Here is a 15,668-nt window from a genome sequence, read left to right as displayed (position 1 = left end):
GTGTGAGTGTGTAGTTGGAAAGGAAAATCCATAAAGGTAAGGGATTTGTTTGAAATGGGAGGTATAACCCCGGAGGGGTTCAATATGGATAGCCCCGGATGATAATCCGGGGAAAAATGCGATACCCATTATATATCCATTCCGGCATAAATTTTAGCTTGGGGCTATTCATATTTAACCCCTCTTGGGTTATAGAAGCTACCGTATCGAAGTACAGTAGCTTCTATATAACGGAAAACCGTAAAAAGACCCCGAAAACTATTTCAGCTTTTCAATCTCCGTTCTCACAAAATTCATCAAACTGGCGATGTGTTCTTTCGAGAAATCAAAAGGAATATTTGCCGCTGCGTAAATCTCTCCCATCGGGCGGGTATACCCCAGTTTTAGAGCATTCAGGTAACCTTCCAACCCTTTTTTCGGATCTTCCTTATAGTTCTTCCAAACGCCGATGGCTCCTAACTGAGCAATGCCGTATTCAATGTAATAAAAAGGCACTTCGTAAATGTGCAATTGCCGTTGCCACTGATACGCTTTGAAACGCTCCAGTCCGCTCCAGTCGGTAATGGTATCGCTGAATCGACCAAAGATTTGTAACCAGGCCTCATTGCGTTCGTCTATGGAATGCGTAGGATTTTCGTAGAGCCAGTGCTGAAAGGCATCAACGGTAGCTACCCAGGGTAGGGTCTCAATGATATCTTCCAGATGCTCCAGCTTCGCCCGACGTAAGTCTTCAGGATTCGGGAAAAAGATATCCCAGTGATCCATCGTAATTAACTCCATGCTCATGGAAGCCAGCTCGGCTACTTCGCTGGGCACATTACGGAAGCTATTCAGGGCTAAGTCCCGGGTAACAATGCTATGAACGGCATGGCCCCCTTCGTGCAGAATTGTCACCATATCCCGCAGGTTAGAAGTGGCATTCATGAAAATAAACGGCACCCCTGATTCTTCCAGCGGATAGTTATACCCGCCCGGAGCCTTACCCTTGCGGGATTCCAGATCAAAGCGGCCCATCGTTCGCATCACCCGCAGGTAACTGCCCAATTCAGGATCAAGTCGGTCAAAAACTTCAATGGTCTTGGTTAATAAATCTTCCCCGCCCGCGAAGGGTTTGAGTGGAGCCTGCCCGGTTGGATCTACCAGCTTGTCCCAGGGACGCAAGTCAGCCGTTTGTAAAGCTTGTTTGCGTTCCGCTGAAAGTTCGTTCAACACCGGAACTACCGTCTGAGCAATGGCATCGTGAAAGTTGAAGCAATCTTCCACGGTATAATCAAAGCGACCCATCGCGGCAAACATGTAATCCCGGAAGTTGGCAAAGCCTGCATTCTGAGCTACCTGATGCCGAAGGTCACGAAGCTGATTGAGTAAGTCGTCCAGGGCTTCGTGATCCTGATAACGACGTTCCCAAATAGTTTTCCAGGCTTCTTCTCGTACGGCCCGATCAGGTTGCATCAGAAAATCGCCTGCCTTCTGAAGCGTCATTTCTTCCCCGTTCAGGGTAACCGTCATGGCTCCGGCAATATTTCCGTACTGACTTTGTAATTGCTGAATCTGGGTGAAAAGGGGCACGTTTTCCGTTCGGAAAATTTCAATTTGCCGACGCATGGCCCGAAGGGTAATGAAATATCCTTCGTCTTTCAGTTCATCTACGTAAGGACTCGCAAGGGCTTTCTGATCCAAAACATTGGAAATTTCAGCCCAGTGCGGTTGAATATTTTCGTTAAACTCATGGAAGGCCGAGACGTACGCTTCATTACTCGTATCAGTCGTCATACGGATGTATCGCCAGGCGAAATTTTCGGAAAGGTAACTTTCCAGTTCCGAACGATCCTGAAACCAGGTTCGTAATTCGTCGGCATTCAGGACGATGCGATCTTTCAGTTCATCAAAATAAGGCTGAACGCTCGTCCAGTCGGTTAATTCATAAGCAGCAGGCAAAAAAGCCCTCTCTCGCTGAGGCAGTGACTCGATCATGGAAATATGTTTTGAGTTTTGGGTTTAGAGTTATGCGTGAACAGAATGAATCGATCTTTTCACAAAAGTAAAGGGTTTGGATAGCCAAGCTTTAACCCTAAACTCCCAACTCTAAACTCCAAACATTAGATTAACTAACAAAACCTGCCTTCAATCTAAAGCATTCAAGAGAAATTTCGATTAAAAAATTCTTTTCTTTGAAAGACTTAAACCTCTAGCTATTGATCAAATGCCTCTTATCCTGACCTTTCTGGCCATTGCGTTACTCATTTTTTTTATCGCCTATGTTCGGCTGGACACCTTCCTGTCCTTTCTCATCATTTGTATCGGCCTCGGTCTGGCGAGTGGTATGGAAGTGGCCGCTGTGGGCCAGGCCATTAAAAAAGGCATTGGCGACACGTTGGGTGATCTGGTGTTAATCGTTGGCTTCGGAGCCATGCTGGGAAAACTGGTGGCCGAAAGCGGGGCTGCTCAGCGAATTACGGATGCCATTGTTCAGATTTTCGGAAAGAAAAACCTACCCTGGGGCATGGCTCTGGCAGGTTTTGTCATTGGTATTCCGCTCTTCTATAATGCCGGTTTCGTCATCGTTTTCCCGCTGATCGTGGCCGTTTCGGTTTCGGCTCGGGTTCCCATTCTAACCGTTGGAATTCCCATGTTATCGGCCCTGTCAGTGGCTCACGGGTATTTGCCACCGCATCCTTCGCCAGCGGCCATTGCGGGTCGGTTTAATGCTGATTTAGGAAAGGTGCTATTATACGGAATAGCAATCGCTATTCCAGCCATTGCCATTGCTGGCCCTATTTTCGGACGAACCTTAAAAAAATATAATCCGGTACTGGATCCCGATTTGCTTTCCGTAAAAAAGATGTCAGCCGAAGAGTTACCCGGTTTGGGCATTAGTTTGTTTACGGCCTTATTACCCGTCATTCTGCTGGCCTTAACTACGATCTTTCGGCCTTATTTACCACCCAATCCAGCCATTCAGCTCATCAGCGAGCCTTATTTTGGCATGTTTCTTTCGGTATTGGTTGCCATGTATGCCCTGGGTATCGCTCGCGGCAAAAGCATGAAGCAGGTAACGGGTCAGTTGGAAGAGGCTTTTAAAGGCTGTTCGGTTATTCTTCTGGTCGTTGCCGGAGCTTCGGCTTTGAAGGAAATCATGCAGGCCGCCGGAATTAGTACCTACCTTGGAGAGCAATTGCGAATGTTGCCCATTTCCCCGCTGGTATTGGGCTGGCTCATTGCCGGACTGATTCGTATCTGCGTGGGTTCAGCGACTGTCGCCGGACTAACCGCCGTGGGTTTAGTTGCTCCGATATTAGTGGCTCGTCCCGATGTTTCGCCAGAGTTAATGGTATTATCCATCGGAGCGGGGAGTTTGATGTGTTCGCATTTCAATGACGGCGGTTTCTGGTTATATAAAGAGTATTTTAATCTTAGTATTAAAGAAACGCTTAAAACCTGGACGGTCATGGAGACCCTGGTATCCATTATTGGTCTTTTCGGCGTATTAATTCTGGACGCCTTTATTTAAGTGGTTGCTTAATAAGCTCTTGTAATTATTTGATAGTATCTTTTTGTAGTTGTAAAATATTGATTAATAGTCTATTAACTAACAACCGAAGCGGCGGCCGCTAAAAACGATCAACTGCTTAGTTAGTCATTCATCAAAATAAGAGGCGGGGTTAATTAACTCCAAACCGCTTTGGCGGCCGTTTCATTATTCCCATATCATTCATGGAAGATTGGTTTTCCCTGCAAAATCCCGACGCTGTAGCGTCACCCGGAATCGTGTTTTATCGCGACCGGATTCGTAGAAACATTGCCATTATGGTGGCCATCGCGGGAAGTCCCGAGCGACTGGTACCCCATACCAAAACCCACAAAACGGTTGAGGTGCTGAAAATGCAACTGGAAGTAGGGATTACTAAATTCAAAGTATCCACCCTGGCCGAAGCCGAAATGGCAGCTTTGGCAGGTGCTCCCTGGGTGTTACTGGCCTATCCGCTGGTGGGTCCCAACATCGCTCGTTTTTACGAGTTAATGCAGAAATATCCCGAAACGCAGTTTTCTGCGTTGGTAGATAACATCGCCGCAGCAGATACGATTCATACGTTTTTTGAACATCAAAAGGCATCGCTTTTCATTGATGTTAATAATGGAATGAACCGTACGGGAGCTGAAGTAGAGGACTTACCTGCGTTGGTGGAACACATTGAATCGTTGGCAAACCTGGAGCTGAAAGGACTCCACATCTACGACGGACACCTCCGTAATCCAGACTTTGAAGAACGTAAAGTAGAAGTCAATGAAGCGTATGAACGGGTAATTACAGCGGTTGAAATTCGGGAAGACTGGATGGTTATTACCGGAGGTACACCTTCGTTTACGGTTCATGCATTGCGGGAAGGTAACTACCTGAGCCCGGGGACTTGTTTGCTTTGGGATTGGGGGTATGACGATTTACTGGAAGAACAGCCGTTCGAATGGGCTGCCGTGCTTCTTACCCGGGTCGTCTCTAAGCCAACCGAAGGCATCATTACCATTGATTTAGGGCACAAAGCCGTAGCTGCCGAGAATCCGGTGGACCGTCGGGTAAAATTCCTCAATCTGGTGGATTATGAATTAACCGGCCAAAGCGAAGAGCATGGGGTTTTAAAAGTATCCAGTTGGGAATCACTTCAGGTAGGCGACGTATTATATGCCATTCCTTACCACGTTTGCCCAACCGTTGCTCTACACGAAACCGCCACTGTGGTGGAAGATGGGCAGGTCGTTGACGAATGGAATATCCTGTCAAGAAAACGAAAAATTACGGTTTAATAGTAGATAGTAAGGTTCAAAAGGTTCGACTCCGCAATGGGCCGAACCTTTGTTTTTTACAAGGTAGAGACGGTTTTACTACTAGTCATACACTATGGTTGGTGTCTCACCAACCACGATTTGCGTGCAAATGGCTGGTGAGACACCAGCCATGGCGAGGAGAGCCAGACACGATAAAGCCGTGTCTATACCATTTCAAAACTTTACGCCGTGGTTGGTGTCTCACCAACCACGGTTTGCGTACAAACGACTGGTGCGACACCAGCCATGGTGGGGAAGCCAGACACGATAAAGTCGTGTCTCTACCACATTTATAATGAACGGAAATTTCCTTTTTCATCGTTTCTAAATAGGCTTGGTTCATTCCGGGCTGGAATTGATTTTTCAGTGTATTCTATTTTGTAAACTTGAAAACCTATGCAAAAGAGACAATTAGGGAAATCGGAGGTGGAAATTGCACCCCTGATTTTTGGGGGTAACGTGTTTGGCTGGACAATTGACGAAGCGAAATCTTTTCAATTGCTGGATGCTTTTGTGGCTGCTGGATTTAATTGCATTGACACGGCAGACGTGTATTCCCGCTGGGTACCGGGTAATATTGGCGGAGAATCGGAAACGATTATTGGAAAATGGCAGCAGGCTAGGGGCAATCGCGACAAGCTGGTTATTGCCACTAAGATCGGAGCCGATAACGGTAAAGGCCAGCCGGATGTCAGTAAAGCGTATATCCTGAAAGGGGTAGAAGATTCACTTCGTCGTTTGCAAACCGATTATATTGATTTATATCAGACCCATTATGACAACGAAGCAACGCCTGTGGAGGAAACACTGGAAGCTTACGATCAGTTGGTACGTGAGGGGAAAGTACGGATCATTGGTACGTCTAATATGAGTCCTGAACGGCTGAAAGCTTCGCTGGAAGCGAGCAAGAAATACGGTTACCCGCGTTACGAAACTCTACAGCCGCATTATAATCTGCTGGAGCGGGAAGAATACGAAAAAGCCTACGAGCCGATTGTTCTGGAACATCAGCTCAGCACGATTAACTATTACGCTCTGGCGAGTGGTTTTCTGACCGGAAAATATCGCTCCGAAGCCGATTTAAATAAAAGTCAGCGGGGGCAGGGGGTAAAGAAATACCTGAACGAACAGGGTTTAACTGTATTAAGCGTGCTGGATGAACTGGCGAAGGAATACAACGTAAGTCCGGCGGCCATTTCGCTGGCCTGGCTTATCGCTCGTCCATCCGTGGCGGCTCCGATTGCCAGTGCTACCAGTGATAATCAGTTGAATTCGTTTAAAGAAGCCGTAAGTATCTCGTTGAGTACAGAAGCGATTGAAAAATTAGATCAGGCGAGTAACTGGCAATAGGTAACTCTCGAATCTTCATGAACGCAGATGGGCCAGACCTGTCTGCGTTTATTTTTTAGTGAAGGTATAGGCCCAGTAAATCAGCACGAGCTGAAGCGGGAGTCGTGCCCATAAAATCCAGGAGGGAATGTGGGAAAACTTATCGGAAATGGCCATGTACCAGTTTGCGGGAAAAACAGCAATCAGCAGCAGAATAATGCCCCAGGCCGCCCAGGCTCTGACGGAGGGAATCAATACGGCAAAGCCCAGGATTATTTCAGCAATTCCACTGAGATAAACCATCGTCAGGGGAGCCGGAATGTAGGGTGGCATGATGCGAACGTACGTTTCCGGACGGATAAAATGCAGAATCCCGGCCACAACGTAAACCAGAGATATTAGATAAAGACTCATGGTCAGATTTTTATGAATAAAGTCTTTAGCCCGGAAGTTTGTTTGCGGATTAACGGGATTTTCGTCGAAATACCTGATAATTATAGCCCGCCAGAATCGCCTGATTTCGCAGATGCGTAACCGAAAGCTGAACGGCATTAACTACCGACTGGTATTGAAGCCCGGTATGTTCCGAAATTTCCTCGATGGATCGCCCGTCCCTATACCGTAATTCCATCACCTGCCGTTTGCGGCGGGGTAAGGTGTTTAGGGATTGAGTAGCGAAGCTTTGCCAGGAAAAATCTACTTCCTTTTCGATCATACGACTTTCCGGACAATCTTCCACGGGTAAGTCGATCCCTTCCATTTCCTGATTCAGGGAAATATGGTGGGCGGGCAAAAGTTTCAGAATCTGATTCCGAAGCGAGAATTTCAGGTAAGGGGTTAAGGGAGCATTTCGATTCAGATTTTGCCGATGCTGCCAGATCCAGAGAAATAAATCCTGAATGGCATCTTCAATCATATCTGCATCCGCAAAGCGTCTAAGGGCCCAGGAACGCAGGGGTCGGTAATGTCGACTGTATAAAATACCCCAGGCATCGGCGTCGCCGTCCAGTAAGGCATTCCATAAAATTTGGTCAGAACAAGTGGACACGGTACTGAATCAGGTTAGAAAGCTCGTTTAACCTAACAAAATTGGGCAATCCATGCATACAAAACTTACCAGAGCTTGTCTTTAATTGATACTATATTTGCATAATTTTCGTAATTGTCAGGGAAGGTTTGAAAACTACGCATCATGAAGCCCCTTTATCATCGGTTTAATTTTGAAGGAAGTTCATCATTTGGACTGCGACAGGTAGTAGAACCCTACTTCTATAATCGCTGGCATTACCACCCTGAATTTGAAATTACCTGGGTTCAGAAGGGCACCGGTACGCGGCTTGTCGGGGATCACGTGGAGGCTTTTGAAAGTGGTGAGTTAATCCTGCTGGGGTCTAATGTGCCCCACCTCTGGCGATCCGACGAAGCCTATTTTCATCCCGATAATGCCGAGCTTTGTAGTTCCTTATCAATTCATTTTGCGGAAGATTTTGCGGGGAAAGAATTCACGCAGTTACCCGAAACCAAACCCCTGCGGGACTTATTTCAAAAGGCTCAGTATGGTTTAAAAGTAACGGGTGTTACCAAAGAACAGATTCAAAAACGGATGCTGGAGTTTACGGGGCAGGATGATTTATACCGATTACTGGGGTTAATGGACATTCTGCGAATACTGGCTCTGTCGAAAGAGCTAACGCCACTGGCCAGTGTGGGTTATACCGTACCTGTAGATGGTAATGATACTGAGCGTCTGGCGAAAATTTACCATTACACGTTTACTCATTTCGCCCAAAAAATTACGCTGGAAGAAATTGCGGAGGAGGTAGCTCTCAATCCGCATTCGTTCTGTCGGTATTTCAAAAGTCGGGTTCGAAAAACGTATACACAGTTTCTGTCGGAGGTACGTATTGGCCAGGCCTGCAAAGTTCTGATTTCCGGGGATTTACCCATTGCTCAGGTTTGTTACGAAAGCGGTTACGCGAACTTCTCGCATTTCAACCGCCATTTTAAACGCATTACGGGATTAACTCCGGTGGAATACCGCCGGGCTTACCAGAAGGAATAAGGCTGAAGTTTGAAAGTAAAGGAATGCCTGAAGTATTTTTTGTGCTTTATACCAATGGCCGTTTGTGAAAGATTAGCCAATCAACCATTAACCGTATTACCGCTTTTGGGGTGACCGAACAATTTCGTTGAGCAAGATAGTCAGGTCATTGTTCATCAACTGAAGTTCAGTAGCTAGTTGCCCCAGCATCGTCGAGCGGACCGTTAAGTCTTCCGTGGTATAGAGATCTCCCGTGCCAAAGTAATCGACTTCATGACCTTTGTGCTTACGGTTTTGCTTGGCATCGGCATCAAGCGAAACCAGAATTTCCCAACGGCTTCGTAAACCCTCAATCAAAGAAGGACTATTGGCAGACTTGGGTTTGTTGAGGTAATACCAAACCAAGGGAGGAAAAACGGTCGACGTAACCGGATGTACCCATATATCCCGCAATGGATTATTTAAGTGGCGATAATCAGTCTTAGGTGGTTTTTGTAGTAAAGAGGTAATACCCAAACTAGCTTCGGCTAGTCCTCCTCCAATACCCACCCATTCGCCTGCATCCTCATGGTCACCCAACTTGAGAAAACCAACCATCAGAGCCGTTAATGCCCCAGTGGTAATGGCACTAATCGTCATACGTTTTTCCCGACTGTTTTCCTGCCGGGTAAGTAAGGTAGCCGTCAAGGCAGCTCTTTTACTGTCGCAGTCAACGAGTGCAACTGCCGTCGCAATATCAAAGCTGGCCAGTTGAAGCTGGTCGGTCATTTTTTGCCGTATGGTCAGATACTCATTAGAGGCAGGCTCGCTAGGATTTTGCTGCTGCTCTAGCTGCGTGGCACGTACGAGTAATGGGGTAAGTCCTACGGCCTGAGCCATTCGCAAGCCACGGTCGCCATAGCGATGTCTAAGTAAGGAGTCATCGCTTGATCCCGCCTGTAAATCAGTAGGATGAAAAACGTATCCCGAAGTACCACTGGAATCAATAATGCAATTGTCAGTAGCCACTTTAGCAAGGGCTGATTTAGTTTGTCGGGAAGCCATACATCCGGTAAGAAGAATGGCAAGTAGAAAAAAGCCAGCTAACGGTGAGTAAAGACGTCGCATGATCATGATGGTATAGGTATTAATATCCTGAATACAAAGGTTGAAGACAATGAGCATTCAGAGTGTTATTCATCTATTACTAGCGTATTATCTTATAGAACCCTTGAGGTAAACCTATAGGGACTCCTAAGAAATCACTAAGGACTTACATGCTGATTTAGAGTAATCAGCCTATTGAAACGGGGGCAAGATAAAAGCTAGTCAATAAGATGAAAGCTGGAAGCAACGGGTTTAATCGTAAATTAATCCCACTCATGCTCTTTCGAACTTGCGATCCTGGGACTACGCCGGGCCGTTATGTTAGATGCTCTCAAGAATAGGAAAAAGCAAATGGTCGCAGGTGTTAAGCTTAGTAGACATGGAATCACCCGAAACAGTTTGGGGGGTAGTAATAAATACCAACGGCAGGTGGGTGGGAACCTGCCGTTTTTTAGGAATGAGATAGAATCTTGCAACAGAAGTATATTAAGCTTGTCAGACATGGAATGCCTAACATCATCCGAAACGTTAAATGGTATTCTACTTTCGCAATGAGCTTATTCATCAATTGTTCTAAACGTTAGATTAACCCTTGGCGTAGCTATTTTTTTACTGGGAGGGAGTCTGTGTAGCCAGAAGGTTTGCGTAGTGTCTTTCATAACCAACAGACTTCCATGCTCTAACAAAAGCTCTACTTTTTCTTTGCTCTGCTTGTGTTTAAACGCAAACTTTCTTTCAGCTCCAAAGCTTAATGAACCAATAGCTCCGTCTTTTTTCAAATCTGCTTCGGCATCGCTATGCCAGCTCATTCCTTCTTCGCCGGTATGGTAAAGATTAAGTAAACAGGAATTAAAAGTTTCACCCGTTTCTTTTTCGACTAGCGTTTTTAATACCAGCAATTCCGGCGTCCAGGGTAAGGCATGTTTGGTCGTATTGGAATACGTATACTGGTAGGGTTCTGTCCCATACCACGCTACCTTCCGTTTAGTAATGATTTCCTTACCAAATAGAACAGCCCTGTCGTTTTCCCACTGAATCGTTTCCAATAGCTTGTTTAGGAAAAAATCAGCCTCTGATTGGCTTAAGAGTTTGCCGTAATAATTTACCGTTCCGTCGTAAGGAAGCCAGTTTTTCTGCCTGTCTGGTTCGTAATCAAATAAATTCATCATACGGAATCTTGGTAACGCATGTACGAAAATGGGTAGCTATCTCTTATGATCTAATTTCCAGGCTTTGTATTTTTCTTTCAGACAATGCCCGCAGGGGCGGTAGTAATGCTGTAGGGCTTCTGCCTCGGAATGAAAAAATACCCGGTTTTCTTTTCTCATTCTTTTGCCTGACGAGCAACCCAGATCTCCGTAAATTTTTAGCTTCATATTCCCGGCTAAAACTACTTCTCTACGTCTGATTATATGCCTTATCGTAGCCGGAGATAGGTCTGAATGCCGTATCATGATTTAACTTATGGCGTCATGAAAAATGATTCCTAACGTGTGGCGTTCGCCTGCTTTTACTTCACTTACTCCGTGTTTCATAAAGATCCGATAATAGCCTTTGGTTCCCTTTTCGGGTTTAAAGTTGGTAGTGAATATCAGGCCATCTCCTTTTTGGGGACTTACTACAATGGCTTTGGACTGTGCCCTAGGTATTTGCTGGGTTAAGACAAACTCCCCTCCGAAATAATCCTTGTTAGGTTCATTCAAAAACAACACGAGTTGGATAGGGAAATAAACGTCTCCGTATAAATCCTGGTGCAAGGTATTAAAGCCACCTGTACCGTATTTTAAAATCAAAACCGTTGCTTTTGTCTGCCCATTCTGATGGCACTGTTTTACTAATTCAGCGTGGGTTAAAGGGAACACCGTGTCAATATTCAGCACTTTAAACCAGGTGTTTGCAATAGGAGCAAGGTATGGATAAAGGGTCTCTCTGATGGTTTGAATAAGATCAGGAAGGGGGTAGTTAAAGTATTTATACTCTCCCAATCCAAAACGATAGCGAGCCATTGTCACCGTTTTTCGATAAAAAGCTGAGGTATCATAACTGGCTTTTAATGCTTCACATTGTTCGTTCGTAAGCAAATTGGAGAGGGTATCATACCCCTTTTGATGCATGGCTTCGGTAAGGGCTGGCCAGTCTAACGCTTCTATTTTCTGGACGATAGTGCTCATAATTCCAATTCTTTGGATGAATACATTTGGGCTCCTTCCCAACCAATGATGGCTGTTTTGCGGGTGGTACCCCACATATACCCGCCCAAAGCTCCCGAGGACTGGATCACTCGATGGCAGGGAATTAAGAACGCAACAGGATTACTTCCGATAGCTGTTCCAACGGCTCTTGAAGCGTTTGGACTGCCCACTTGCTCCGCAATAGTGCCGTAAGTGGATAGCTTGCCCATGGGAATTTTTAATAAACTTTCCCAGATCTTTAACTGAAAATCGGTGCCTTTCAGATGCAGTTTAATTTGGTTGAGTTTGCTCCAGTCATGTTGAAAAATGAATAGAGCATTTTGCTGCATGACGTCTAATTTCTGCTGAAATACAGCATTGGGAAACTTCGCTTTAAGTTTAGCAAAGGCGACTTCTTCGTTCTCTTCGAAAGCCAGGTAACAAACGCCTTTGGCGGTGGAGGCCACAAGTAAAGAGCCAAATGGACTTTCGGCATAACTGAAATTAATCCGCAGATTTTTACCGCCATTTTTATATTCAGCGGGTGTCATCCCTTCAATGTTGATGAACAAATCATGCAGACGGCTGGTGCTGGAAAGTCCTGTTTCAAAGGTGGCATCAATCAGCGTAGTCCGGGTTTCTCCTAAGATTTTTTTCGCGTGTTCTACGCTGACATATTGCAGAAATTTCTTGGGACTTGTTCCTGCCCATTCGGTAAATAGCCGTTGAAAATGGGCCGGACTTAGATGAACCTTCTCGGCAACGTCGTCTAAATTGGGTTGTGCTCTGAAGTTATCCTTGATGTACGCAATCGCTTCTGCGATTCGGCTGTAATTAAGGGCTGCCTGTGTTTCCATGATCGTTCGTTTTGTGAGACAAATTTCTATGATCGCAGGCCGTCATAAAATCCGAAATATGCTGAATGTGATTCCATCCGATGTTAGCTGAGATAGCAAAGCAGGAATGATAGGGACGATGAGTTAGGATGCAGAATTACAAGGTAAACGGTACACTTTACGCTTTTTCAGATCTATAATTTGATGAAAACAGTGAGGACAAAATCCTTTGCTAATGGGGACTACAAACCTACACTTTGTTCCATTTTTCGATCGCCTGTTTTAACCATTCTGGAGCCTTATCCAGGGGAGGCATTTTGCCCTGGTTGGCGGAGGTTAGTTGCCGGGCTCGCTGCTCCATTTCGGCTAAACTAGGCACATCCCATTGGGCTCTCTCTTCATCGGTAGTAGCCGGATCGATATCCCATAGTCGGTAACGAATACCGTCAGGAACCAGTTGGGTACCATATTTCTGCGGTTGTCCTTGATACATATGCCAACGGTCTAAGGCCGCCGCAGCCAACCATTTTCCAGCCGGATTACCCAATTCAACACTCGTCAAAGCCCAGAGATGAGCCATCCAGATTTCATCGATGGTGTCGCCGTGCTGAAAAATTAACGCAGCATGGTAATAGTCCTGAGCGGTAATTACCTGCTTTTCTTCCACCATCTTTTGGACCCATTTGCGTCGTTCCTGATCACGTTGCCGTAAGGATTCATAGGCAAGTGTCCCCACTTCTGGGTGATTTACTCGCTCCTCCTGATCGGCTAGAAAAAGTTTCTGTAACGCTTCGTTCATAAGTTAATGAATATCAAAAATGGCGTGATACATACGTTCGGATTAGCAATCCTAGTCGATACGATTTAGGCATAGATTAGGTCCATCTCTAGGCTAGACGCGATGAAGTCGCGTCTCTACATTTTTAATGGCATCGTTCTTAAAAGCTCTTTCGGATTGGCAATCCCAGTAAGTAAATCAAAAATTAGTAAAATAGGAAGGTAACTGGAAATAGGGGGGACATGAAAGGGGGCGAAAACTCCGCCCTGGTTGGTGTCCTCACCAACCACTAGGCTTTTAGTAAGGGCTGGTGTCTTCACTAGCCAGGGCGGGAGATAAAAATTTCTCAACTGAAAACCGAATATAAATAACTAAAAAGTGAAAAAGCCGTACCTCTTTCGAAGTACGGCTTTGCGGCAATGAACAAATCATTCCTTTTCATTAGCCGGTTCCCAAAGTTCGATTTTATTACCTTCTGGATCGAGAATCCAGGCAAATTTGCCGTATTCGTATACTTCCATGTTGCCAACAAATTTCACGCCTTCTTCCTTAAGAACTACTATTAACTCTTCTAGGTTAGCTACTCGGAAATTAAGCATGAATTCTTTTGGAGATGGATTAAAATAAGCAGTTGCTTCAGGAAAAGGACTCCAGGTGATGTCACCTGTCTGATTATCCTTCCATTCAAAAGTGGCTCCGTATTCATTGGTATTAAAGCCCAGATGCTGTTTATACCAGTCACGCATCGCTTGTGGATCTTTCGTTTTGAAGAAGATGCCGCCAATACCCGTTACTCGTTTCATAAAATTTGATAGATGTTATCAAGTGCAACTGAGCTTAAAATTCAAGAGTTACGAAGATAATGATTACAGTCATCAACAAAGTTTATAGGCCATAAAACATTACAGGAAGTCAGATGAGCCCTAACTGAAACCAGAGACTAAAAAAAGCCGCACCTCTTTCGAAGTACGGCTTTGCGGCAATAAACAAATCATTGGGTTAATTTCTGCTTCCTCTGGAACGAGCCCCACCACCACCTCCTGGATTACCAGGAGCCACATTTTCACCGCCGCCCCGGGGAGAAAATCCGCCACCCCGGTTCTCAGAAGGTTGTCTCATGCCTCCATCCGAAGGCATTCCACCATTTCGTTCAATCCGACTGCCGCCCATGGAAGGGGCAGAAGGCTGGTTCATGGATGGCTGACGATTCGAGCGGAAGTCAGGTGAACCACCACGGTCGGGACGACTCATGCCACCAAAGGGATTATTGCTTTCCCGACCTGGTTGAGTAGGGCTGGGCGAGTCGTTGCGGCCTGGGTTCCATTGACGGCTGGGCTGACTGTTACCAAAGAGATTGTTATCCCGATTGGGCGTTGAAGGCTCTCCTGAGTTCTGATTCCATCCACGACTGGCTCGATTTCCCGCATCACCAAAAGGATTATTATCCCGATTGGGCGTTGAGGGTTCTCCTGGATTCTGATTCCATCCACGTCTGGCCCGATTCCCTGCATCGCCAAACGGGTTGTTAGATTCCTGGCCGGGTTGAGGGTTGGGAACGTTTTCGTTTCGTCCTGAAGTCCAGGGGGTATTGTTATTACCACCACGGTCAGGACGAACGGTTCCGTCAAAACCATTCATGCCATTGTTACGACGGTTTCCCTGATAATCGGGAGTACCATTTCTGTCAGGACGGTTGGGCGTATTATCCCGGTCGCCGGGACGATTCCAGTTTCCTCCATTCGTATGGTCCCAATTGCCATTGCGATCCCCTCTATTGGAGGTGTAATCCCGGTTGTAAAAGCCAACTCGGCGACCAAAATCATCCGCCCGACGCACATCTACCGGACGGCCTGTAGCACGTTGAATATCCCGACGATTCGGACCGCTCACATACGTCCGGTTGTTCGACTGATAGACGTTGTTAATGATTGTCGTATTATTATAAATATTGACAACCCGCGTCCGGGGAACGCAATATGAGTAAATACGAGGACTTAGTAAGTACTGACGGGGAACAAATACCCAGTAATTCCAAGGAAGGTTAATGTTGACATTGATGTTCATGCCCGGTCCCAGCGGAGCCCAGCCGTAATAACCGCCGCCATTCCGCCAATTTACCCAGGCTGGTCCCCACTCATAATCGGGAACCCAAACCCAGCGGTTGTACGCCATGACCCAACGGCCATAGTGGAAAGGAGCCCAGCCCCAGGGATAATCTGATACCCAGGTATTCCCATACTCGGTCATTTCCCAACGTCCAGCCGTTCCGTAAGGCTGAAAACCGGGGTCTACGTTGGGTGACCAGACCTGTCCATATTCAGGGTTCTGAATCCATTCACCGTAGGGGGAAAGCTCGTTATAGAAGGTAGCAAAAGATATATTGACGCCCGGCTGAGCCTGGACCGAGGCAATGCCCAGTCCAGTGGTTAGCAAGCAGACCAAAGCGATGATTCGGGATGTTTTCATGGCTGGTATGAATCGACGATGATTCTTTTAAAGCTTTAAAGTTGAGTAATTTATGGTGGATTTGCTACCTAAAAAATGTTAAATTCAGAGCTAGTGAGTTAACGGGTATTGGATACTTTAGATACGTAGAAGTTTATACC

Annotated in this window: 15 protein-coding genes; 4 read left to right on the top strand and 11 right to left on the bottom strand. The window is 46.0% G+C overall.

The features are described 5' to 3' along the window. Positions 1–258: 258 nt before the first annotated feature. Positions 259–1,974, bottom strand: a complete 1,716-nt coding sequence (locus BWI96_RS20510) for a M3 family oligoendopeptidase (RefSeq protein ID WP_106638373.1) — start codon at positions 1,972–1,974, stop codon at positions 259–261. A 229-nt stretch (positions 1,975–2,203) separates the two neighbouring features. Between BWI96_RS20510 and BWI96_RS20505 the strand changes: the two genes are divergently transcribed. From BWI96_RS20505 to BWI96_RS20495, 3 genes are all read left to right on the top strand, one after another. Further along, complete coding sequence (locus BWI96_RS20505; RefSeq protein ID WP_106638372.1) at positions 2,204–3,511, top strand: gluconate:H+ symporter; 1,308 nt, start codon at positions 2,204–2,206, stop codon at positions 3,509–3,511. A gap of 203 nt (positions 3,512–3,714) precedes the next feature. Continuing rightward, positions 3,715–4,800 (top strand): D-TA family PLP-dependent enzyme, encoded by a 1,086-nt coding sequence (locus tag BWI96_RS20500; RefSeq protein ID WP_106638371.1) that lies wholly within the window; start codon positions 3,715–3,717, stop codon positions 4,798–4,800. Positions 4,801–5,217: 417 nt separating this feature from the next. Continuing rightward, positions 5,218–6,171 (top strand): aldo/keto reductase, encoded by a 954-nt coding sequence (locus BWI96_RS20495; RefSeq protein ID WP_106638370.1) that lies wholly within the window; start codon positions 5,218–5,220, stop codon positions 6,169–6,171. 48 nt (positions 6,172–6,219) lie between these two features. On the opposite strand, the gene BWI96_RS20490 is transcribed toward BWI96_RS20495, so the two are convergent. Then, complete coding sequence (locus BWI96_RS20490) at positions 6,220–6,564, bottom strand: DoxX family protein (RefSeq protein WP_106638369.1); 345 nt, start codon at positions 6,562–6,564, stop codon at positions 6,220–6,222. A 49-nt stretch (positions 6,565–6,613) separates the two neighbouring features. Beyond that, a complete protein-coding gene (locus BWI96_RS20485; RefSeq protein WP_106638368.1) occupies positions 6,614–7,198 on the bottom strand; it encodes an RNA polymerase sigma factor in 585 nt (194 codons plus the stop codon). Positions 7,199–7,342: 144 nt separating this feature from the next. Here BWI96_RS20485 and BWI96_RS20480 point away from each other — a divergent pair, with 144 nt between their 5' ends. Then, positions 7,343–8,212, top strand: coding sequence for an AraC family transcriptional regulator (locus BWI96_RS20480; protein ID WP_106638367.1), 870 nt, complete (start codon positions 7,343–7,345; stop codon positions 8,210–8,212). Positions 8,213–8,308: 96 nt separating this feature from the next. On the opposite strand, the gene BWI96_RS20475 is transcribed toward BWI96_RS20480, so the two are convergent. From BWI96_RS20475 to BWI96_RS20440, 8 genes are all read right to left on the bottom strand, one after another. Beyond that, positions 8,309–9,298 (bottom strand): hypothetical protein, encoded by a 990-nt coding sequence (locus tag BWI96_RS20475; protein WP_232793851.1) that lies wholly within the window; start codon positions 9,296–9,298, stop codon positions 8,309–8,311. A 536-nt stretch (positions 9,299–9,834) separates the two neighbouring features. Continuing rightward, positions 9,835–10,446, bottom strand: coding sequence for an alpha-ketoglutarate-dependent dioxygenase AlkB (locus tag BWI96_RS20470; protein WP_369804244.1), 612 nt, complete (start codon positions 10,444–10,446; stop codon positions 9,835–9,837). Positions 10,447–10,482: 36 nt separating this feature from the next. Further along, positions 10,483–10,653 carry an Ada metal-binding domain-containing protein gene (locus BWI96_RS22710; protein ID WP_255400714.1) on the bottom strand — a complete coding sequence of 57 codons (171 nt, stop codon included), beginning with the start codon at positions 10,651–10,653 and terminating at the stop codon, positions 10,483–10,485. Positions 10,654–10,734: 81 nt separating this feature from the next. Beyond that, a complete protein-coding gene (locus BWI96_RS20460) occupies positions 10,735–11,448 on the bottom strand; it encodes a 2OG-Fe(II) oxygenase (RefSeq protein WP_106638364.1) in 714 nt (237 codons plus the stop codon). After that, positions 11,445–12,305, bottom strand: coding sequence for a methylated-DNA--[protein]-cysteine S-methyltransferase (locus tag BWI96_RS20455; protein ID WP_106638363.1), 861 nt, complete (start codon positions 12,303–12,305; stop codon positions 11,445–11,447). Before BWI96_RS20455 ends, BWI96_RS20460 begins: the two co-directional genes overlap by 4 nt. A gap of 229 nt (positions 12,306–12,534) precedes the next feature. Continuing rightward, complete coding sequence (locus BWI96_RS20450) at positions 12,535–13,083, bottom strand: hypothetical protein (RefSeq protein ID WP_106638362.1); 549 nt, start codon at positions 13,081–13,083, stop codon at positions 12,535–12,537. A gap of 407 nt (positions 13,084–13,490) precedes the next feature. After that, on the bottom strand, positions 13,491–13,865 hold the full coding sequence (locus tag BWI96_RS20445; RefSeq protein WP_106638361.1) for a VOC family protein: 375 nt from the start codon (positions 13,863–13,865) through the stop codon (positions 13,491–13,493). 196 nt (positions 13,866–14,061) lie between these two features. Continuing rightward, positions 14,062–15,528, bottom strand: a complete 1,467-nt coding sequence (locus BWI96_RS20440) for a DUF6600 domain-containing protein (protein WP_232793849.1) — start codon at positions 15,526–15,528, stop codon at positions 14,062–14,064. Positions 15,529–15,668 lie beyond the last annotated feature (140 nt).

The organism is Siphonobacter sp. SORGH_AS_0500, assembly GCF_002838835.1.
Classification (GTDB): Bacteria; Bacteroidota; Bacteroidia; order Cytophagales; family Spirosomataceae; genus Siphonobacter.
Note: the sequence above shows the minus strand (reverse complement) of the source record. Positions and strands in the feature narration are given on the sequence as shown.